General features: G+C 57.6%; 17 protein-coding genes. 12 read left to right on the forward strand and 5 right to left on the reverse strand.

Annotated features, from left to right (window positions below):
* The first annotated feature begins 393 nt into the window (after positions 1-393).
* The 4 genes from ACO6EE_RS10005 (at position 394) to tehA (ending at position 4,920) form a co-directional block, all read left to right on the forward strand.
* Entirely contained in the window at positions 394-801 is a 408-nt protein-coding gene (locus tag ACO6EE_RS10005) for an extensin (protein ID WP_485960868.1), read from the forward strand.
* Positions 802-812: 11 nt separating this feature from the next.
* Positions 813-2,042 (forward strand): MFS transporter, encoded by a 1,230-nt coding sequence (locus ACO6EE_RS10010; protein WP_485960869.1) that lies wholly within the window; start codon positions 813-815, stop codon positions 2,040-2,042.
* 199 nt (positions 2,043-2,241) lie between these two features.
* Entirely contained in the window at positions 2,242-3,660 is a 1,419-nt protein-coding gene (gene glnA / locus ACO6EE_RS10015; RefSeq protein ID WP_485960870.1) for a type I glutamate--ammonia ligase, read from the forward strand.
* Positions 3,661-3,975: 315 nt separating this feature from the next.
* Complete coding sequence (tehA, locus tag ACO6EE_RS10020) at positions 3,976-4,920, forward strand: dicarboxylate transporter/tellurite-resistance protein TehA (protein ID WP_485960871.1); 945 nt, start codon at positions 3,976-3,978, stop codon at positions 4,918-4,920.
* Positions 4,921-5,001: 81 nt separating this feature from the next.
* Here tehA and ACO6EE_RS10025 read toward each other — a convergent pair whose 3' ends face one another.
* Both ACO6EE_RS10025 and bamJ read right to left on the reverse strand, forming a co-directional pair.
* Entirely contained in the window at positions 5,002-5,949 is a 948-nt protein-coding gene (locus ACO6EE_RS10025; protein ID WP_485960872.1) for an asparaginase, read from the reverse strand.
* Positions 5,950-6,120: 171 nt separating this feature from the next.
* A complete protein-coding gene (bamJ, locus tag ACO6EE_RS10030) occupies positions 6,121-6,903 on the reverse strand; it encodes a BamJ family beta-barrel-assembly machinery protein (protein ID WP_485960873.1) in 783 nt (260 codons plus the stop codon).
* Positions 6,904-7,065: 162 nt separating this feature from the next.
* Here bamJ and nagZ point away from each other — a divergent pair, with 162 nt between their 5' ends.
* Both nagZ and ACO6EE_RS10040 read left to right on the forward strand, forming a co-directional pair.
* Entirely contained in the window at positions 7,066-8,151 is a 1,086-nt protein-coding gene (gene nagZ / locus ACO6EE_RS10035) for a beta-N-acetylhexosaminidase (protein WP_485960874.1), read from the forward strand.
* 11 nt (positions 8,152-8,162) lie between these two features.
* The gene (locus ACO6EE_RS10040) at positions 8,163-8,525 is read left to right on the forward strand and encodes a DUF2185 domain-containing protein (RefSeq protein WP_485960875.1); all 363 of its coding nucleotides are present in this window, start codon (positions 8,163-8,165) and stop codon (positions 8,523-8,525) included.
* A gap of 97 nt (positions 8,526-8,622) precedes the next feature.
* Here the strand turns inward: ACO6EE_RS10040 and ACO6EE_RS10045 are convergent, their stop codons facing one another.
* Positions 8,623-9,537, reverse strand: coding sequence for a dialkylresorcinol condensing enzyme (locus ACO6EE_RS10045; protein WP_485960876.1), 915 nt, complete (start codon positions 9,535-9,537; stop codon positions 8,623-8,625).
* Positions 9,538-9,802: 265 nt separating this feature from the next.
* Here ACO6EE_RS10045 and mpl point away from each other — a divergent pair, with 265 nt between their 5' ends.
* The 5 genes from mpl (at position 9,803) to ACO6EE_RS10070 (ending at position 13,683) form a co-directional block, all read left to right on the forward strand.
* Positions 9,803-11,182, forward strand: coding sequence for a UDP-N-acetylmuramate:L-alanyl-gamma-D-glutamyl-meso-diaminopimelate ligase (gene mpl / locus ACO6EE_RS10050; RefSeq protein ID WP_485960877.1), 1,380 nt, complete (start codon positions 9,803-9,805; stop codon positions 11,180-11,182).
* Between the two features lie 111 nt (positions 11,183-11,293).
* Positions 11,294-11,602 carry a hypothetical protein gene (locus ACO6EE_RS10055; RefSeq protein WP_485960878.1) on the forward strand — a complete coding sequence of 103 codons (309 nt, stop codon included), beginning with the start codon at positions 11,294-11,296 and terminating at the stop codon, positions 11,600-11,602.
* Between the two features lie 25 nt (positions 11,603-11,627).
* Positions 11,628-11,849, forward strand: coding sequence for a hypothetical protein (locus ACO6EE_RS10060; RefSeq protein WP_485960879.1), 222 nt, complete (start codon positions 11,628-11,630; stop codon positions 11,847-11,849).
* Between the two features lie 255 nt (positions 11,850-12,104).
* Positions 12,105-13,214, forward strand: coding sequence for a methyltransferase (locus tag ACO6EE_RS10065; RefSeq protein ID WP_485960880.1), 1,110 nt, complete (start codon positions 12,105-12,107; stop codon positions 13,212-13,214).
* A gap of 217 nt (positions 13,215-13,431) precedes the next feature.
* A complete protein-coding gene (locus ACO6EE_RS10070; protein WP_485960881.1) occupies positions 13,432-13,683 on the forward strand; it encodes a BolA family protein in 252 nt (83 codons plus the stop codon).
* 288 nt (positions 13,684-13,971) lie between these two features.
* On the opposite strand, the gene ACO6EE_RS10075 is transcribed toward ACO6EE_RS10070, so the two are convergent.
* Entirely contained in the window at positions 13,972-17,310 is a 3,339-nt protein-coding gene (locus tag ACO6EE_RS10075) for a TonB-dependent receptor domain-containing protein (protein WP_485960882.1), read from the reverse strand.
* A 331-nt stretch (positions 17,311-17,641) separates the two neighbouring features.
* Between ACO6EE_RS10075 and ACO6EE_RS10080 the strand changes: the two genes are divergently transcribed.
* Positions 17,642-18,301 (forward strand): hypothetical protein, encoded by a 660-nt coding sequence (locus tag ACO6EE_RS10080; protein ID WP_485960883.1) that lies wholly within the window; start codon positions 17,642-17,644, stop codon positions 18,299-18,301.
* Positions 18,302-18,469: 168 nt separating this feature from the next.
* On the opposite strand, the gene ACO6EE_RS10085 is transcribed toward ACO6EE_RS10080, so the two are convergent.
* On the reverse strand, positions 18,470-19,378 hold the full coding sequence (locus tag ACO6EE_RS10085) for an AraC family transcriptional regulator (RefSeq protein ID WP_485960884.1): 909 nt from the start codon (positions 19,376-19,378) through the stop codon (positions 18,470-18,472).
* Positions 19,379-19,519 lie beyond the last annotated feature (141 nt).

Consider the following 19,519-nt stretch of genomic DNA (forward strand, 5'->3'; position numbering starts at 1 on the left):
TTGCAGGCTTACTTTTCTCAACCTGTGGTGTAAACAACGCGACGATTTCCTACAGATCAGGCTACCTGAAACACTGCAAGGGCAGGTTTTATCCCTACCCGCCGCCTGCTTCCTTTTCAGGTAGCCCGCCTGAGGCACGCTGGCACCGCCCGCCCTTTCCCGTAAGAGGGGCCAGGGCGGGAGGGGATAGGCAAGCCGCAGGACGGCACTTTGCCGCGCACCCCTTTTCAGGTAGCCCCATGCGGCATAAGGCGGCAAAGGCTACCTGAAAAAGCAGAGTTGGTTTGAACTCCGCAAAAATTTACGTTTTCAGGTAGCCCCACCTGAATACGGCTGCAAAGGCATCGAGGCTACCTGAAACCGCCAAATCCACACTAAATAAAGGAATCCACCATGTTCACCCCCGTCAAAACCCTGCCCCAAGGCACCATTTTTTACACCGACCTGGTCGGTGTTTCCCTGTTTGCCGCCTGGCTCGACGCATTCGAAGTGCTGCTGCAAAGCCACCCGCGCCTGGCCACCGTGTGCGCCCCGATGCGCCTGCAAAAGGAAGAAGCCCAGATTGTGGCCGACCGCAAGCTCTATCTCGACTGGATACGCGCCCACCGCCCGCTGCTGGACGAACGCTGCGCCGCCATGCTGCTGATCGAGCCCGATGCCGAACAACTGGACCTGATGCGGCAGCAGTCGGGAAAAATGGCGCCCACGCTTGGTGTGAACTACATTGTGGAAGCCGACTACGCCACCGCCATCCGTAGCGCCGAAGCCGCGCTGGCCGCCTTCAGCCCGGAAAAAGCCTGAGGAGGCCGCCCGTGGCACATGATTCATCCCGCCCGAACCGGCGCGACTGGCTGCTGCTCGCCACCGCCGGCACCTACAAATTCACCCTCATCGGCTTTTATCTGGTGGCGCTGATGACCATCCTCAAAAGCGGCGGCTTCAACCTGAAGCAGCTAGGCTGGATTTACCTAATCGGCAGCGTGGAGAGCGGCAAAATCCTGTTTTCCACCCTGATCGAGCGCTACCGCATCGGCCGTTGCGGACGCTTTCGCGGCTGGATGCTGGTGTCGCTCGGCGGCATCGGCCTTGCCCTGCTGGTGTTGCTCGCCATCAACCCGCTGCACAGCTTCCCGCCGCTGGCCGCCGCCTGCCTGCTGCTGTGCGCCTGCGGCACGCTCTACGGCTGCGCCGTGCTCGGCTTGAGCTGCGTTTTGCTGCCCTACCGCGAGCGCGGCTTCGGCGGCGTGATTCAAACCGTTGCCGCCCGCGCCGGAAAGATGGTGGGCGGCGCGCTGGTGCTGCTGGTGTTCCGCCGCTTGGGCTGGCAGGCCGCCGTGGGGCTGGTGTTGCTGTTTAACGTTTTGCTGCTGCAAGTGTGGTTTTACCGCGAGCCGGAGGCCGATACGCCGCCCGCCGCCGGGTTTGGCACGCTGTTTGCCCGCATGCTCGGCTTCTGGCGGCTGCCCGGGCGCGGCCTGCGCTGGCTGCTGCTTTTGGCCGCCGCCGCCACGCCCTACGCCTGGATTGCCGCCACCTTCGTGCCCAAACTGGGCGATTTGGGCTTCAGCCCCGCGCAAACCGGCACGATTCTGGCCGTGGCCATCCCGCTCTCCTGCATGACGGTTACGCCGCTGGCGGGCTATCTGGCGCGCAAGCAGTCGCGGCGGCGCATCGTAACCGCGCTGTGTGTGCTGCAGCTGCCGTTGGTGGCTTCGTTTGTTTGGATAGACCGTGCCGCCGCGCTGCACCATTGGCTGCCGCCGCTGCAAATCGTGGCGCTGAGCCTGATCTATACCCTGCTGCTGCCCGTGATGCTGGCGCTGATGATGGACAAATCTGAGCCTGCCACCGCCGCGCTGGATAGCAGCCTGCAATTCTCCGTGCTGCTGGCCGGCACTTACGCCGCGGGCTTCGCCAGCCTGCGCTTGGCCGAACGGTGGGGCTATCCTGCTTCTAACAGCGTGGCGGCAGTCTGCGCCGCCTTCGCCTTTAGCGGGCAGCTGTTTGAATATAAGGCACAAGGGAGGAATGTGGTGGGTTGATTAGCTCAGAAGTTGAGAAAGAAAGCTAGCTGAAATATGGTTATCAGGTAGTTTCAGACAATAAAGGCTACCTGAAAAGTGGGTACAGTTTATCTGTATTTTCAGGTAGCCTTTTTTGATTTTTGCTATATACGCTTGGGCGGCGGCTGTGGCAAAATGCCAGCTTGATTTTATCCCCGCATATTTAAGGAGTGCCACCATGTCCATCAGCAATGTAGTTCGCATGATTGAAGAAAACGATGTCCGTTTCGTTGATTTGCGCTTCACCGACACCAAAGGCAAACAGCACCATTTCACCGTACCCGCAGCCGTGGTGCTGGACGATCCGGAAGAATGGTTTGAAAACGGCCAGGCTTTCGACGGCTCGTCTATCGGCGGCTGGAAGGGCATTCAGGCCTCCGATATGCAGCTGCGCCCCGATCCGGCCACTGCCTTCATCGACCCCTTCTACGACGATGCCACCGTGGTGCTCACTTGTGATGTGATCGATCCGGCCAGCGGCCAGGGCTACGACCGCGACCCGCGCACCATCGCCCGCCGAGCCGAAGCCTATTTGAAAGCCAGCGGCGTGGGCGACACTGCCTATTTCGGCCCCGAGCCTGAGTTTTTCGTGTTTGACGGCATTGAGTTTGAAACCCATATGCACAAAACCCGTTTCGAAATCAGCTCCGAAAGCGCCGCCTGGGCGAGCGGTTTGCATCTGGACGGCCAAAACACCGGCCACCGCCCGATGGTGAAAGGCGGCTATGCCCCCGTGGCGCCGGTGGATGCCGGGCAGGATTTGCGCTCCGCCATGGTCAATATCTTGCAGGAAATCGGCATTGAAGTGGAAGTGCACCACGGCGAAGTGGGCACCGGCAGCCAGATGGAAATCGGCACCAAATTCAGCACCTTGGTACACCGTGCCGACCAAACCCAAGACATGAAATATGTGATCCATAACGTGGCGCACAACTTCGGCAAAACTGCCACCTTCATGCCCAAACCCTTGATGGGCGACAACGGCAGCGGCATGCATGTGCACCAATCCATTTGGAAAAACGGCCAAAACCTGTTCGCCGGCGACGGCTATGCCGGCTTGAGTGACACCGCCCTCTACTACATCGGCGGCATCATCAAGCACGCCAAAGCGCTGAATGCCATCGCCAACCCCTCCACCAACTCCTACAAACGCCTGGTACCGCATTTTGAAGCGCCCACCAAGCTAGCTTATTCCGCCAAAAACCGCTCCGCTTCAATCCGCATTCCCACCGTGCACAGTGTGAAGGCCCGCCGCGTTGAAGTGCGTTTCCCAGACCCCACCGCGAACCCCTATTTGATGTTCGCCGCGCTGCTGATGGCCGGGCTGGACGGTATCCAAAACAAAATTCACCCCGGCGATCCGGCCGATAAAAACCTCTACGACCTGCCACCGGAAGAGGATGCATTGGTGCCGACCGTATGCGCCTCTTTGGAAGAAGCCCTGGCCGCTCTCAAAGCCGACCACGAATTCCTGCTGCGCGGCGGGGTGTTCAGCCAAGACTGGATCAACAGCTACATCGCCTTCAAAGAAGAAGACGTGCGCCGCATCCGCATGGCACCGCACCCGCTGGAATTTGAAATGTATTATTCGCTGTAAGGCAGAATGGCAAGGCTACCTGAACAATCAGGTGGCCTTTTTTATACCAAATATCGCAAGCCAACTTTCGCTACAGTGTTGTTTCGCTTTGCCGTATTTCCGTACTGCCTGCGGCTCACCGCTTTGTATCGAAAGTCGATTTTTCTTGCTAGATTTGCCGAAGCTGCCGCTTGTTGAATGTTTCAGGTAGCCTGTATCCCGTAAGTGCACGAGACAAAATGGCGGCAGATTGAGCAAAATCGGATAGTTTGAAGCAGGGGAGTGCCAGTATGATGCCGCCTGTTTTAAATTATCCCGGCAATAAAGGAACACATCATGGGCGCACGCCGCAAATTTCCGATTCCGCTCAGTTATTTCAGTACCACCATCGGCCTGTTCGCTTTGGGTTTGTCGTGGCGCTATGGCGCAACGGCAGGCCTGATGCCGGCTTGGCCTGGCGAAGGGCTGCTGGCGGCGGCGTTTTCGGTGTGGCTGGTGCTGGTGGCGGCTTATGCGTGCAAGATATTGGCTTATCGCGAGGACTTTTTAAGCGACCTTGGCGATTTGGTGCAATGCTGTTTTCTCAGTGCCATCCCGATAACCACCATCTTGGCCGGTATTGCCGGGCTGCCCTATGCCGCCGGGGCGGCACGCGTGCTGGTATATGCCGGCATTGCCGGGCAGCTGGCGTTTGCCATGTATCGTGCTGCCGGGCTATGGCGCGGGCTGCACAACTTGGCCGCCACCACGCCGGTGATTTATCTGCCTACGGTGGCCACCAATTTTGTGAGCGCCACAGCGCTGGGCGTACTAGGGCTGCATGATTATGCGGTGTTGTTTTTCGGCGCGGGGATGCTGTCTTGGTTTAGCCTGGAGGCGGCGATTTTGGGCAGGCTGCGCACGGAAGTGGCAGTTGCGCCGCAAGTGCGCGGGATAGTGGGCATCCAGCTTGCGCCGGCCTTTGTGGGCTGTGGGGCGTATTTTGCGGTAAATGGCGGTGCAATCGACACGTTTGCGCTGGCCTTGATGGGCTACGGCTGTTTGCAGTTTCTGCTTTTGCTGCGCCTGCTGGGCTGGTTTGCCGAGGGCGGGTTTAGCATGAGTTGGTGGGGCTTCTCTTTCGGCTTGGCGGCCATGTGCGGCTGCGGGCTGCACCTCTTGGCCGCAGGCAAGATGGTATGGCTGGGCACGGCGTTGGCAGTAAGCGGCTCGGCCGGGGTGGCGCTGCTGCTGGCGGGAACGCTGTATTTGGTGTGGCAGGGGCGGTTTTTGGTGCGTTAGGCTGCTTATGCCCTTGTTGTAAAGGCTACCTGAAAACAGTTGATACGGTTTCAGGTAGCCTTTTTGTATCGGAGGAAGGTATCAGAGTAAATCTAATTGCGCTAAAGCCTGTTGCAGCTGGTCGGTCGTCCAGCGGTTGCTGGCAGCGAGGGTCATGAGGGCGGTGGCGGTTTCGATATTGCATTTGCCGCCGCCCACTGCGCCGGCCTGGCGTAGGGCGTTGCCTTGGGCGTAGGCGGTGCCGGTGCGGCCGTGGTGGGCTTGGCTGATGTTGAGCAGCAGGCCGCCGTTTTGGCTGAAGTGTTGCACGGCAGCGAGCAATTCGGAGCTGGCGGGGGCGTGGCCTTGGCCGTAGGAAAGTAGGATGGCGGCTTCTTGGGGGAAGTGGCGCAGGCTGTGGGCGATTTGCTCGGGGCTGCTGCCGGGGGTGAGCAGGTGACTGCACACGCTGGCGCCGGGGTTGAAGCGGGTGGGCAGGCCGTTTAGGCGACGGGGTAGGGTGCCGGGCTGCCAGGTGCCGAAGTGGGCGTTGTCGAAGCCTTGGTCGAGCTCGGTGCTGCATTTGCTGCTGCCAATGGCGGGGTAGAGCCGGCCGCCGAAGGCGATAACGGTGTTGTGCAGCTGGGGGTTTTGCAGGGCGGCGATGGCGGTGCGGAGGTTGGCCGGGGCGTCGCTGTCGGCGGCATGGTAGGGCTTTTGCGCACCGGTGAGGACGATGGGTTTACCGCCGCTGTCGAGCGCAAGGGCGAGGAGGTTGGCGGTGTAGGCGAGGGTGTCGGTGCCGTGCAATACGAGGATGCCGTCGTGCGAGGGCAGGGCGGCTTGTAGGATGGCGAGCCATTGGGCCCAATGCTGGGGGGTGATGTTAGAGCTGTCGATCAGGGGCTGGCAGATGTGCCAGTGGAACACGGCTTGTTCGGCATAGGGTTGCAGGGCTTGTTCGGCGAGCTCGGCATCGGGCACCAGACCGGCGGGGCTGGGCTTCATGCCGATGGTGCCGCCGGTGTAGAGGACGAATATTTTTTGCATGGCGGAGTGTTTTGTTGGAAATGGGATATGGGATTATAGGGGCTAGCTGAAAAGTTGGGGTAGGGGATTGGGGTTTCTTTTTCAGGTAGCCTAGGTGTGTTGGGAGGATGGATTAAAGGCTACCTGAAAAGTCTTTTGCTTTTCAGATAGCCTTTTAGTTAGCTGATGGAATTACTGAACTTTAATCAGTTTAACATCGAATACCAGCACGGAGTTGGGCGGAATGCTGGGGTTGCCTTTGTCGCCGTAGGCGAGTTCGGCAGGGATGTAGAGGGTGTATTCGCCGCCTTCTTTCATCAGCTGCAGGCCTTCGGTCCAGCCTTTGATCACACCGTCGAGCTTGAAGGTAGCAGGTTCGCCACGCTTGATGGAGCTGTCGAACACGGTGCCGTCGAGCAATCTACCTTCGTAGTGTACGGTTACAGTGCTCTTGGCAGTGGGCTGTTTGCCGGTGCCTTCGGTTTTCACGCTGTATTGCAGGCCGGAGGGCGTAGTTTTCACGCCTTCTTTGGCTTTGTTGGCTTCGAGGAAGGCTTTGCCTTCTTCCAGCTGGCGGGTGGCCAGTTTGCCCATCTGGGCAGTGTGGTATTGCTGCAGGATATTGTTGGCTTCTTCATCGCTTACAGGCAGCGGCTGGCTGGCCATGCCGGCCTGCAGGCCTTTAATCAGGGTGGCTTGGTCGAAATCTAAGATGGTGTTGGCATCGCCCAGCTGTTGGCCTTGCAAGTAGCCGATGAGGTAGCTGGCTTTTTGCTGTTCGGTCATGCCGGCCAATACGTCGGAGGCAGCGGCAGGGCTTGAAGCGGCAGCGGGGCCGGAGGCAGCTGAAGCGGCGGCAGGGGCGGATGAGGTCGGAGCAGAGGCGTTGCTGGAAGTGGGCTGTTGGTTACAGGCGGCCAAGGCGAATACCACGGCGGCGGCCAGCAGGCCGGTGCGGAATGTGTTGGTTTGCATAAAACTCCCTAATGTGAATGAAAGGAAACAACAGCGGGCATTACATCATTTCCGCCGTGCCGTTTCAATCGGTTTTACCTGAATTAAAAGGCCTCGGCTTGTTTTTTCGCGGCGGAAGTGATGAAATCCCGTTTTTGCACCGAACACACAGAAAGATTTGCTATGCCACCCGTTTGCCTGCCGCGCGGCCCGATTATGGCCGATGTTGCCGCCCACCGCCTGAGCGAGGAAGAAAAACAACGCCTGCTGCACCCAGCCGTGGGCGGCGTGATTCTGTTTCGCCGCAATTACCAAAACCGCAGCCAGCTTCAGGCTTTGTGCGCCGAAATCAAGGCCTTGCGTACGCCGGAATTGGTGATTGCCGTGGATCATGAGGGCGGTCGGGTGCAGCGCTTTATCGAAGGCTTTACCCGCCTGCCGGCCATGAGTACGCTGGGCGGCATTTGGGAAGAGCAGGGCCAATCGGCAGCCGAAGCGGCAGCAGAGCAGGTGGGCTGGGTGCTGGCGGCAGAATTGCGTGCCTGCGGGGTGGATTTGTCGTTTACGCCGGTGTTGGATTTGGATTGGGGGCAGTGCGCCGTGATCGGTAACCGCAGTTTCCATTGCCAAGCTGATACCGTTACCGCGCTGGCACTGGCGCTGCAACGCGGGCTCAACCGGGGCGGCATGCAAAGCTGCGGCAAACACTTCCCCGGCCACGGCTTTGTTTCCGGCGACAGCCACCACGTGTTGCCCGAAGACCCGCGCAGCTTGGCCGAACTGATGGCGGCAGATATCCAGCCTTTCCGCGCTTTGGCTGCCGAAGGCATGGCCGCCGTGATGCCCGCGCATGTGGTGTACCCGCAGGTGGACAAACAACCGGCCGGTTTTTCGAGCATCTGGTTGAAGCAGATTTTGCGCCAGGATTTGGGCTTCAACGGCGTGATTTTTTCCGACGACCTCACCATGGAAGGTGCCAGCATGGCCGGCGGTATCCGGGAGCGGGCGGCACAATCTTTTGCCGCCGGCTGCGATATCGTGTTGGTGTGCAACCGCCCCGATTGGGTGGACGAGCTGCTCGAAGGCTTCAGGCTGCCTGAAAACCCGCAACTGGCCGAGCGCTGGCAATACATGGCCGGGCGCGGCACACCGGACGATTACGCCGCAGTAATGCAGCAGCCCGAATTCCAAGCCGCCCAAGCCTTCACCGCCGCACTTTCCTCGCCGCAAGATTTGGCCGGCGGGGTGAAAGTGGGCGAGGCGTTTTAAGGAGCATACCTATGTTGAACCCGGAAATTTTCAGCCTGCCGGAAGAAGAGCTGCCGGTAAAAAGCGTGCCGCAGGGCTATGCCATCGTGTCCGACCAGGTTGCCAAAGAAGGCATGCCGATCCGTTTTCTGTATCGCGAAGAGCCTGATGCCGCCTTTTCTCCCGACAGCGGCTGGCGGATGTTTTCCGGCTTTGAAGACGATGACTACGCCGACAATGCGGCCAACTTCCACCTCTACAGCCTGCAACGCATGGCTAACTACCAGCCGGCGATCGCCAAATTGCTGCACAGCCCCACCGGCTCGGTGTTTGAGCAGGATTTACACCAGCCGGATTTTGTGGCGGTAAGCGATTGGGAGATTCCGCAGGAGTGAGTTTGGCGGAGTCGCACATAGCAAATAAGGCTACCTGAAAAAAGTTTTTGCTTTTCAGGTAGCCTTTCTTCTTCCTAATATCTATATCAAAGCCGACTCACTCCCCAGACGGTGCGGCATAATATGCCCGTTCCCGCTGCATCTGTTCGCGGCGCAGCGGAGCGAGCAGGGTTTTGAGCAGCGCGCCGATCGGCGCCACGGTGAGAATCATCCCCAGCAGAAACACGATATACACGCACAATACCAACCGCCGCAACGGCGGCGACACGCGCCCTGCAGCCATCACCAGCTTGCCCCACACCAAAAAGCTGCGGTGTCCCACGCGCTCGCTGGCCATCAGTTTTTCGTTTATCTTCACTGCACCCATGTGTTGCAGCAGCGTTTCGTCTAATGTTTCATCACGCTGCAAAGCTTCGGCGGTGCGCTGCCCGAAACGCGCCACATCGGCGATTTCCGCTTCGCTGATGCCCGCAGGCGGCAGCCAATGCACGGCTTGCCGCTTGCCGGTAAACATCCACAGCGGTGTGGTGATGAAGCTGGCGGCGCTGCCGCATTGGTCGATTTTCACCACATTGCCCACCAGCCGCGCGCCCGCATCGGCCAGTAAGCGTTTCATTTTCTCCTGCGCCATCAGCCACATATTGCGGCAGCCGATTAATGTAAGTACCGGCGTATCACGCAACACCCGCCGCGCGGTTTCGCTTTGCAGAAACGCGGTAATCGGTTGGGCAGGAGATAAAAACCACACGCTGTAGGCAATCACTACCAAGTCATACCGCTCGTGTGCCAAAACAGGCGGCTCGATGGGGGCGGGTTGCAAATGCACGGTTTCGGGAAAGGCATCGAAAAACGGCAGGAAGCGCCAGGGAAAAGCAAACGGCTGCGCCGGCCGCAGCACCACATCGTCCACTTCAATCCCTGCCGTGCCGCGTATATCGCGCAGAAAACTCTCTTTCAGGCGTGCCAGCTGCCCGCTCTGCGAATACGACACCACCAACACACGTTTGCTCATCGTTATCCCAGCTTCCCAATTCAAAACGGCGGGATTCTAAATTTTAGCGGTTTTATTGTCAAATCAACGGGTTTATTCGGCTGTTTGGCTGCAATAGGCTACCTGAAACCATTTTGGATTCTGTCAGAACATGGTTTCAGGTAGCCTGTTGGGAGGCTAAGGCTAGCTGAGAGCCTAATCCGCGGCATAGCAGGAATCGCCATGCCCGCCGCCGCACCAATCCGTTATAATTCCGCCTTTCTATTTCCAGATAAGGCTTTCGGCTATGCAACACATCCACATTATCGGCATCGGCGGCACATTTATGGGCGGGCTGGCCGCCATCGCTCAAGAAGCGGGCTTCAAGGTGAGCGGCTGTGATGCCAAAATGTATCCTCCGATGAGCACACAGCTGGCCGATTTGGGCATTGCCGTGCACGAAGGTTTTGATGCCGAACAGCTGAACGAATTTCCCGCCGATGTGTATGTGGTCGGCAACGTGGCCAAGCGCGGCATGCCGGTAATCGAGGCCATTTTGAATCGCGGCCTGCCTTATGTGTCCGGCCCGCAATGGCTAGCTGAAAACGTGCTGCACGGCCGCTGGGTGCTCGGCGTGGCCGGCACGCACGGCAAAACCACCACTGCCTCCATGCTGGCCTGGGTGTTGGAATACGCCGGCCTGGCTCCTGGTTTCCTCATCGGCGGTATTCCGCAAAACTTCGGCATTTCCGCCCGCCTGCCGCAGGCGCCCAAAGCCGATCCGGCCAGCCGCTCGCCGTTTTTCGTGATCGAAGCCGATGAATACGACACCGCCTTCTTCGACAAGCGCAGCAAGTTTGTGCACTACCGACCGCGCACCGCCATTCTGAACAACCTCGAATACGACCACGCCGACATTTTCCCCAACCTCGCCGCCATCCAAACCCAGTTCCATCACCTGGTGCGTACCATTCCCGGCCAAGGCCTGATTGTGTGCAACGGCCGCGAAGATAGCCTGCAAACCGTGTTGGCGCAAGGCTGCTGGACGCCGGTGGAAAACTTCGACAGCGCAGAAGGCTGGCAGGCCGGTGAGCCGGACGGAAACGGCGCATTCGATGTGTTGCACCACGGCCAAACCGTCGGCCATATCGCCTGGCCGCTGTTGGGCGAACACAACCGCCTCAACGCGCTGGCCGTCATCGCCGCCGCCCGCCATGCCGGCGTGAGTATTCAGGTAGCCTGCGAAGCGCTTTCGCAATTCCAAAACGTGAAGCGGCGCATGGAAGTGAAAGGCTGCGTGCGCGGCATCACCGTGTATGACGATTTCGCCCACCACCCTACCGCCATTACCACCACCGTGGCCGGACTGCGGCAGAAAGTGGGCAGCGCGCGCATCCTGGCCGTGCTCGAACCGCGCTCCAACACCATGAAGCTCGGCAGCATGAAAGCCGCCCTGCCGGAAAGCCTGGCCGAAGCCGACCAAGTGTTCTGCTACGGCGGCGGCGTGGAATGGGACGTAGCCGCTGCCCTTGCCCCGCTCGGCAGCAAACTGCACACCGGCAACGATTTCGACGCTTTCGTGCAAAGTATCCTGAGCAATGCCAAGAGCGGCGACCATATTCTCGTGATGAGCAATGGCGGCTTTGGTGGGATTCATCAGAAATTGCTGGATGGCCTGGCAGAGTAGGTGTAACGCTGGTAAAAGTTTGAAATTACGTTTAAAATTTCAGGTAGCCTCCCCTTCGGGAAAGCTACCTGAAATTCAAGCCATCAATTAACCGTTCACCGAAAGTCAGCCATGAAACCCATCCTCACCGCCCTCCTCATCGCTGTCCTGTCTACCCCTGCTGCCGCTGAATGTCTGATTCAGGCCAATAGCATCGGCGGCATCCGCCTCGGCCAAACCCCCGCCCAAGTCAAGCAGCAATTCCCCCGCGCCCGCTTGCGGCGCACCAGCGACGGCGAAGGCGTCTCTTATATTGCCATTGCCCTGCCGAACGGGACGGAAATTATTGCCCATCAGGCAAGCGTGGAAGATGACAGCAGCCCATCTATTCAACCAGCGTGCCAAAATCACCATGCTCCAAACCTCCAGCCCAACCTGTAGCACCGCCTCCGGAGTTCGCCCGGGCATGACCCTGCAATCCGCAGTCGGCAAACTTGGCCGCGTGAAGCAGATTATGCAAAGTGAAATCGAAGCACGCGAGTTTGCCACCTTTGAGCGCCAGCCCGCTTGGTTGACCATCCAAGTGGAAGATGCCGGTCGCTACCGCCCTGCGGATGATGGCTCGCCTCGCAGCACTAGCCGCTACCGTCCCAACAGTAAAATCCTCTCTTTGTGGATTGGGCAATAAACCTGCTTAAGGCCGCATAAACCTAAGGCTACCTGAAACCGCCATAGTCGTTTAACTCCGTTGCAGCTAGCGCTTTCAGGTAGCCTGTTTTATCTATCGGCATACACAATCTGCTGCGATTTTGTGCGTACGGCATTGCTACGCTACACCACCCGCCATGGCATCCGTGCAAACAACGATTGAACAGCCGACATTTTTTCAGGTAGCCTCTCACTCCCCCAAGGCTACCTGAAGCCCAAATCAAGCGAACCCACCATGCCTCACACCCTCACCTGGCAAGAACAAGGCCAAACCCGCCAAGCCCCGTGGTGCAACACCGCTGCCCAAAAACCGCCTGCCGCGCTGACCGTGGCCGAAGCCGGCCTTTCTGCCAAAGCTGCACTCAAAAGTTTTCGCCAAGGCTGCGCTCTGCTTTGGCGCGGCGACTATCATCAGGCCGTGCAGCTGCTCTCCGCCGTGAAACGCCAGCTTCCCGACGCTGCATCGCCCGATTTCCACACCCACCGCATGCAGCAGGCCCAACGCAGCCGGCTGGCCAATATGCTGTTGGTGGAAATCGATGCCGGCTATCGGCTGAATTTGCGCCGTGCTCCCGATGTGGCTGCCGCCTTAGCCGACGTATTCGGCGAACCGAACAGCGAGCCATTCCTGTTGCCGCTCAATCTGCTGCTTGGCTTCATCGGTGCCCACCAATGGCACAAAAAAGGCGTAGAAATCCCCGCCCTCGGTGCGCACATCCATGTGCCGTTCGGCGTGTTCTCCCCATTGCGCGGCGAATATCTCAATCTGATCGCCGCCGCACCCCTGCCGCCCAGCGTCCAGAGCGCCTTCGACATCGGCACCGGTAGCGGCGTGATTGCCGCCCTACTCGCCCGGCGTGGCCTCCAAGCGATTACCGCCACCGACAACAGCCCCCGCGCCATCGCCTGCGCCCGCGCCAATTTCCAACGCCTCTGCCTGCCTCAAATCAAGCTGCTGCAAACCGATCTTTTCCCCGAAGGCTGCGCCGACCTTATTGTTTGCAACCCGCCTTGGTTGCCCGCCAAACCCGCTGCCGACATCGAAACCGCCCTCTACGACCCCGGCAGTGCCATGTTGCAAGCCTTTTTGCAGCAAGCCCCCGCCCACCTCAATCCCGGCGGGCAAATTTGGCTTATCATGTCCGACCTTGCCGAACACCTCGGCCTGCGCCAACCGAATGAATTGGCCGAACGCATCGCCGCCGCCGGCCTTACCGCCAGCCAACGCCTCGACACTCGTCCGCAACACCCCAAAAGCCGCGATGCTGCCAACCCACTCGCTGCTGCCCGCAGCCGCGAAACCGTGAGCCTGTATATTTTGCAACCGGCCGCAGAGGCTACCTGAAGCTTGAACTTCAACGAAGTGAAAACGCAGTAGAGTGCAGCATTAGCCAAATCGCTGCCAGAGTAGGCTGTTCTTCAAATCGTATTAAAGTTTCAGGTAGCCCATTACCCGATATAGGCTACCTGAAACTACCCAACACAAACAAAGCGCACCACAACGGTTTACGGTAGAATACGCCCCTCACACAAACCCCTTAAGAAATCAAAAGGAATCCCACATGCTCACCCCTGAACAAGTCCAAGCCATGATTGGCGAAGTCATCAATGCCGAAATGATCCAAGTGGAAGGCGACGGCCATCACTTTTTTGCCGCCATCGTTTCCGCCGATTTTGAAGGCCAACCCCGCCTCGCCCGCCACCGCCTGATCAAAGACGGCCTCGCCGACCGGCTAGCCAGCAACGAATTGCACGCCCTTTCCATCTCTGTAGCCGCCACCCCCGCCGAGTGGGCAGCCAAAAACGGGCAGTAATACAGCGAGCTTTATTAAACCAACCGCCGGCCTGATTATTTCAGACCGGCGGTTTTGTTGAGAATTAATCAGTAGCATATACCGCAATTGCCCAATACCCAGCCAAACAGTATAGACGGTGGGGGTTGCTGTGGTGTCTAAGCGGTTTAAGCAAACTCAGGTGCCTTTATTCACTTTTGTAAGGAACTATCTGGCTGCTTCATGTACCGACTAGCAGCTGTAAGGCTACCTGAAAGATGGCTTCGCAAGTTTCTGTGAGACTAAAAGTTTCAGGTAGCCTTTTGTGCGTTAAAACCGGGCTTTGATGCCGAGGGTTACGGTGCGGCCGGGGCCGGGGGTGGGGACGTTGCTCATCGGGTCGAGGTAGTAGCGGTTGGTGAGGTTGCCCACGCCGAGGTTGATGCTGAGCCTGTTGCCGATGCGGTAGCGGGCGTAGGCATCCCAGATGGTGGAGGCATGCCAGTGGTAGGCCGTACCGGTGGAGAACAGCATATGGCCTTTGCCTTCGGCAACAAGCTGGTCATGTTGTTTGCTGCTGCGGCGGCTGTGGTGGATGCCGCGGATGCCGAGCTCGAGTTTTTCGCCGAAAAGGCGCACGCCCAAGTCCAAATTAATAGAGTATTTGGGCTGGATGGATTGGTAGAACCTGGTTGCGCCTATGCCGCCTTCGATGCAGGTGGGCGCGCTGTTGTAGAAAATATCGTAGGCGAAGGCAAGGTTGGCATCACAGGTTTCTTGTTTTAAACGGTATGTGCCGCCGAGCGACATAAAGAAGCGGCCGAAATCGAGGCGGCTTTGCAGCTCGATGCCTTGGGTGATTTTTCGGTCGTACTGCATCAAATCTTTGTTTTCGTTGGTGTCGATCACATTTTTGATGGTGTTGGAGAAATAGGTGAGGCGCACGTCGCCTTCACGCAACCTGCCCCACAGCGGGGCGAAGTTGTAGGTGTAGCCGACTTCCCAGTTGGTGCTGCGCTCGGGCTTGAGGTCGATCGAGGGTAGCATGGGGTATTTATATACCGCGCCGGCAGACATATTGGTGGCCTCGTAGATACTGGGGAAGCGCGTCATCTGCGCCCAGCGCAGGTGCAGGCGGCTGTTGTCGGTGAGGTCGTAGCTGAGGGCGATCATGGGCGACCAGGCCGAGCCGTTCATGCGCTTCACCGGCGGGAAGTTGGCATCGCTGTTGGGGTCGATATAGGTATAGATACGCCCCGCTTCCATCTCATTATCGGTGCTGGCAATATCGCCCCGCCTGGTGCGGTAATCCGAATTATTGCCAAACGTTACCCCTTCCGTGTACATGCTCTGTCTATAGTTGTCATGTGTAATGTCAAGCACGCGGCTTGACGACCAATAGTGAAAACTTCCAGATTCAACCCGCAGGTGGCGGTAGAAGCTGCCCTGCCTGCCCTGCGGGTTTTCCACGCGCTGCTCAAAAAAGCCGTTTTCGAAAACGGGGCCGCTGAATTTCCGGTCGCGGTAGTGCGAGATTCTGGCCGACATCGGGCGGTAGAGCACGGTTTGGCTTTCGTCAAAATCCTGGTATTGGTCGTTGCTATCGACATAGCTGGTATTGCCGTCTTGGTTGTGGCGTGAAATGCTGTCATCGGGGAAGAAGCCGTGGCGGCGGTAGAAGTCGCGGTAGATTTCTTCCCAATCGTTCGGGCGGTTTTGCAGCTCAACTTTGGCGCGGTTATAGGCATCGATTTCCTCTTGGGTCATCACTTGCAAATAGGGCAATGCCAATCCGCTGATAACATTATCAATACCTTGGGTAACGGAGTAGATGGGGTCGCGGCGGGCACGGGCGCGGGCGAGTGCGTCGTCAAATGCCCAGAAGCGGTCGTAACGGATGCCAGCCTCAATCCGCAGGCGGCTGGTCGGCCGCCAGTCAAAACTCAGTTGCGCGCCCCACTCTTTGCGCCGCCCTGCACGCGGGCCGGTGAGCTTGGTGAGCGCGGTTACGGCATTCATGATGCCGAAAATGTCTTTGTCGTTGTTGGCCATAATGCTGGATTCATCGAGCTTTTCATATTGGTGGCGGCCGGAAAGGGTGAGGCTGAATTGGTCGCTCAGGCGCATGCGGTTGCTGAGGTTGAAGCCGGTGCGGGAAACCTTGGTGGTTTGGCGAGAACCGGCAAATACGGTGTTTGCTCCCTCAAACATAGGCGGGTCGTTGGGCGGTGTGTCGGCATTATAGCCTTCGTTAAGCAAATCTTGGCAGCTGTAGCCTTGTGCAAGATCGGGCTCTACATTGTGGCGGAAGCAGCGTGCCCAGGCATCGTATTTGGGATCGCCGTAGGGCACGGCCAAATCGGGGCCGCCGCTTTGGTGGCGGATACTGGTGGTGTTGACGCGCCATAAGTCGGCTTTGAGGTCTATCCAGCGGCTGCCTTCGGGCTGCCATTGGTAGCCGAGTTTGTAGGTACGGCTGTGGATATTGGAATCAATGCCTTGTATCGGCACGATTTCATAACGTTTCTGAGTCGTGTTGTTCCACAATCCGCTGAATCCAATCAATAAGGTATTGATAAAAGGATTTATCTCGCCGAAGCGGATTTTGGTATCCATGTAATGTAGGTTGATTTGCTGGTTGCGCGGCAAATACCAGTTGTTTTTTACAAGCAGGCTGCGGCTGGCCACGTTGCTGTTGGGCACTTGTTCACCCGGACGGTAGAGTTCAGCCATGTCGGGAACCAGCGTTTCGGAAAGCCCTGCACGCGGGTCTTCAGAGAGCACGCTGTTGCCCTGATAGCCTTCAAAATCGTGCTTGCCACTGAAATAAGTGCCTTTGCGCCGGTCGCTGTAGGCAATCAGGCCGTCTGCAATATCGGTTTTAAATGCAGCGGAAAACAGTAAGTTGCGGTCGTTTTTAAATTCGGCAAAACGACTGCCGGTACGCGGCTTGTCGTTATCTGCACCGTAGAAAGTCAGGCCGGAAAAAGCCACACCGCCATCCATCATGCCGGCTGCACCATCGGCAGTAGGATTGCCGGGCAAGGTGCGGTAGTCTTTGCCCAAATAATCGTTAAACCTATGAATTTGCTCGGTAGTATTATTGGAAAACTCGGTTTTCACTTCCACGCCCCAGCTTTTGCCTTCGGGGATGATGTCGGCAGGCTCGATGGTGCGGATGGACACCGCGCCGCCCACGCCGGACTTCACGCCGCGCGTCATGGCCGGGCCTTTTTCCACCGTAATACTGCGGAACAGGGCGGGATCGACATAATTGCGGTCGGCGATGCCGTAGTTGTTCATCCACACGTCCACGGTTTGCTCCGTGCCGTCGATGGTAACGGGGATGCGGCCTTTGCCGCTGATGCCGCGGATATTGGGCGTAATCGCACTGCCGGCGTTGCGGGTGTTCATGTTGTACACGCCGTTTAAGCCTTTGAACACGTCGCCGGCGGCATCCGTGCGGTAGCGTTCTAGGTATTCGCGGCCGGCGTAGACGCTGGAAACGTTTTTGCGGTACACGTTGTCTGCCCCGCGCTGGTCGCGGCTGCGGGCTTTGATTTCGATGGTTTCGAGCTCGGCAGAAGTATCGGCGGCGGCCTGCATGTGGGCAAAGGCGGCGGCCAGCAGCAACACCAATGCGCTGGGGCGAAAGACTTGCGGCTTCATTTGTTAGTATCCTGTAAATATTAGTAATCAAAATAGAAGATGAATAATGTTTATTCCTTATTTTTTTACAGCTATAATGAGAACAAACGTTAAGAACATTCTTATATTATTTAATTTGAGAATTATTTTCAATAGTAAAAAGGTATTAGTTCAGAGATGGGACGTGGAGGAACAACGAATCAATAGTTGTATACGGTTTGGAGAAACCAGAAGTTGGGCGAAGAACGTGCCTTATCGGCTACGATTTTGAAAAACACAGCAGTTTTCTTTACAATACCGCCCAGCAGCAATGCTGCCTTATTCAACCAATATTGAAAGAAGGAATGACTTTATGAAATCTAAACAAGCACTTTGGTTGTTGTGTGTATCTGCCGTACTCGGCCTTTCCGCTTGCGGCGGCAAAGGTGGTGAAGAACAGGCTCCGGCGCCGCAGCAACAAGCTTCGCAAAGCCAGGAAGCCAGCCAGCAGGCTGAAAGCAGCAGCCAACAGGAAGCCGCTTCTATGGATAACTTCCTGAGCAACGCCCAAGCTTTGCAGGCGGCAGAAGATTCCCTCAAAGCCTTGCCGCAGTTCTCCGGTAAGGAATTGAATGTATTCCAAGACGTTCAATTCTATGGCAGCAGCCGCCCGCGCATTGAAATCGACATCCAAGACCCTGAAAAACCGGACAATATCGACCACTACACCTATGAAGACGGCAAGTGGAGCGAACCGCAACCGGTACAAATTTCCGGCGGCGGCGACATGAAAGACAACGTGACCCCGCTGAACGACATCAAGTTTGCCACCGTGGCCACCATCGCCAAAACTTGGAGCGAGAAAGCCAAGGAAGTGGAAGCCACTGAAACCGAGCTGGATTTCGCCAGCTTTCAATTGTGGGTACCGGACCAAACCCGCCGCTGGATTACTTCCACCATTGAAACTCCGCGCGCCAAATACTCTGCTGATTTCAATGTAGACGGCACTTTGAAAGACTTCAAAAAGCAGTAATACAAAGAATAGCTTAGAGAGTAAGCAAAGGCTACCTGAAGGTTTCGGGTAGCCTTTTTCTTGGATGGGTAAAACCAGAGACCACCATATGCAGCCAAAGGCTACCTGAAAAATATGTGCTGCATCCGCTATATTTTCAGGTAGCCTTCATCCATTAAAACACTCTGCTCAAGCCACGGCCTTTTCCGCCTCTTCCAGCTGTTGCACTCGGTATTGCTTCGGCGTTTGCCCGAAATACTGCTTAAACGCGCGGTTGAAATGCGATTCGGACACAAAGCCGTTTTCCAGCGCAATACGCAAAATCGTATCCGCACTTGCCGCCAGCTGCACCGCCGCCTGTTGCAGGCGGATCGACAGCACAAAGCGGTGCGGGCTCTCCCCGATTACCGATTTAAACAAGCGCATCAGCTGTGCCCGCGAGAGTTTGGCCATTTCCGCCATCCGCGCAATCGACCAATCCTCCTGCGGCGCGAGCAACACCGCCTGCAACAGCCCGCTGAGGCGCGGGTCTTCCAGCTGCGACAAAAAAGAAGGATCGCTACTCTGCTGCCGGTAGCGCCGCAGCACCGCCACCAGCATCACCTGCGAAAGCGCATTCACCACCGTGCCGCTGCCGTAGCGCAGCCTTTCTGCTTCATCCAGCATCATCGATGCCGTTTGCCGCATTTCCGGCAGCGGCAGCAGCAGGCATTCCGGCATCCCCAGCCACAGCGCCGCATGGCGCGTGTAGCGGTATTGCCCGCACAATAATTGCAAGCGGTTGCCGCCGCAGTCTTTCACTGCCAGCACGCCATTTTCGTGAAGCTGCGGCTTGCCAGCCGGTTGCGCCAAGCCCTCCAAACTGTCGGCAATGCTGTGCGCCGTATCGTAGGGCAGCAGCACCGCATCGCCCGTGCTCAACGCCACTGCCTGCCCGTTGCCAACCTGCAGCCAGCCGCTGCCCGACACCACCCAATGCAGCCGCGCCGTTTCCGGCTCGGTTTTGTGTTCCAAATGAAACCCGCCACCCAGCCGGCAGCATACATCAATCCGACCACGCAGCCGCGCCAGATAAATTAATTTGTCTAACACATCCATTTCTCTTCTCCTTATTGGTCGGTGGCGGGAATATATCGCTAAAACGCTTTACTTTATGCAGTGTTGGCTCTCTTTGCCATGCTGCTTGTATTGCCGCTGAGCAGGAAAAATAATTGTTTCAGCTATAGCGCGCAGTCAAAA

The organism is Eikenella sp. (assembly GCF_057315495.1).

Bases quoted from the DNA above. Each gene is read 5' to 3' on its own strand.
- ACO6EE_RS10040 (WP_485960875.1), top strand. From the start codon at position 8,163: ATGTTGAACCCGGAAATTTTCAGCCTGCCGGAAGAAGAGCTGCCGGTA.
- glnA (WP_485960870.1), top strand. From the start codon at position 2,242: ATGTCCATCAGCAATGTAGTTCGCATGATTGAAGAAAACGATGTCCGT.
- mpl (WP_485960877.1), top strand. From the start codon at position 9,803: ATGCAACACATCCACATTATCGGCATCGGCGGCACATTTATGGGCGGG.
- tehA (WP_485960871.1), top strand. From the start codon at position 3,976: ATGGGCGCACGCCGCAAATTTCCGATTCCGCTCAGTTATTTCAGTACC.
- ACO6EE_RS10025 (WP_485960872.1), bottom strand. From the start codon at position 5,949: ATGCAAAAAATATTCGTCCTCTACACCGGCGGCACCATCGGCATGAAG.
- ACO6EE_RS10005 (WP_485960868.1), top strand. From the start codon at position 394: ATGTTCACCCCCGTCAAAACCCTGCCCCAAGGCACCATTTTTTACACC.
- ACO6EE_RS10080 (WP_485960883.1), top strand. From the start codon at position 17,642: ATGAAATCTAAACAAGCACTTTGGTTGTTGTGTGTATCTGCCGTACTC.
- ACO6EE_RS10075 (WP_485960882.1), bottom strand. From the start codon at position 17,310: ATGAAGCCGCAAGTCTTTCGCCCCAGCGCATTGGTGTTGCTGCTGGCC.
- ACO6EE_RS10065 (WP_485960880.1), top strand. From the start codon at position 12,105: ATGCCTCACACCCTCACCTGGCAAGAACAAGGCCAAACCCGCCAAGCC.
- ACO6EE_RS10045 (WP_485960876.1), bottom strand. From the start codon at position 9,537: ATGAGCAAACGTGTGTTGGTGGTGTCGTATTCGCAGAGCGGGCAGCTG.
- ACO6EE_RS10055 (WP_485960878.1), top strand. From the start codon at position 11,294: ATGAAACCCATCCTCACCGCCCTCCTCATCGCTGTCCTGTCTACCCCT.
- ACO6EE_RS10070 (WP_485960881.1), top strand. From the start codon at position 13,432: ATGCTCACCCCTGAACAAGTCCAAGCCATGATTGGCGAAGTCATCAAT.
- nagZ (WP_485960874.1), top strand. From the start codon at position 7,066: ATGCCACCCGTTTGCCTGCCGCGCGGCCCGATTATGGCCGATGTTGCC.
- bamJ (WP_485960873.1), bottom strand. From the start codon at position 6,903: ATGCAAACCAACACATTCCGCACCGGCCTGCTGGCCGCCGCCGTGGTA.
- ACO6EE_RS10085 (WP_485960884.1), bottom strand. From the start codon at position 19,378: ATGGATGTGTTAGACAAATTAATTTATCTGGCGCGGCTGCGTGGTCGG.
- ACO6EE_RS10060 (WP_485960879.1), top strand. From the start codon at position 11,628: ATGACCCTGCAATCCGCAGTCGGCAAACTTGGCCGCGTGAAGCAGATT.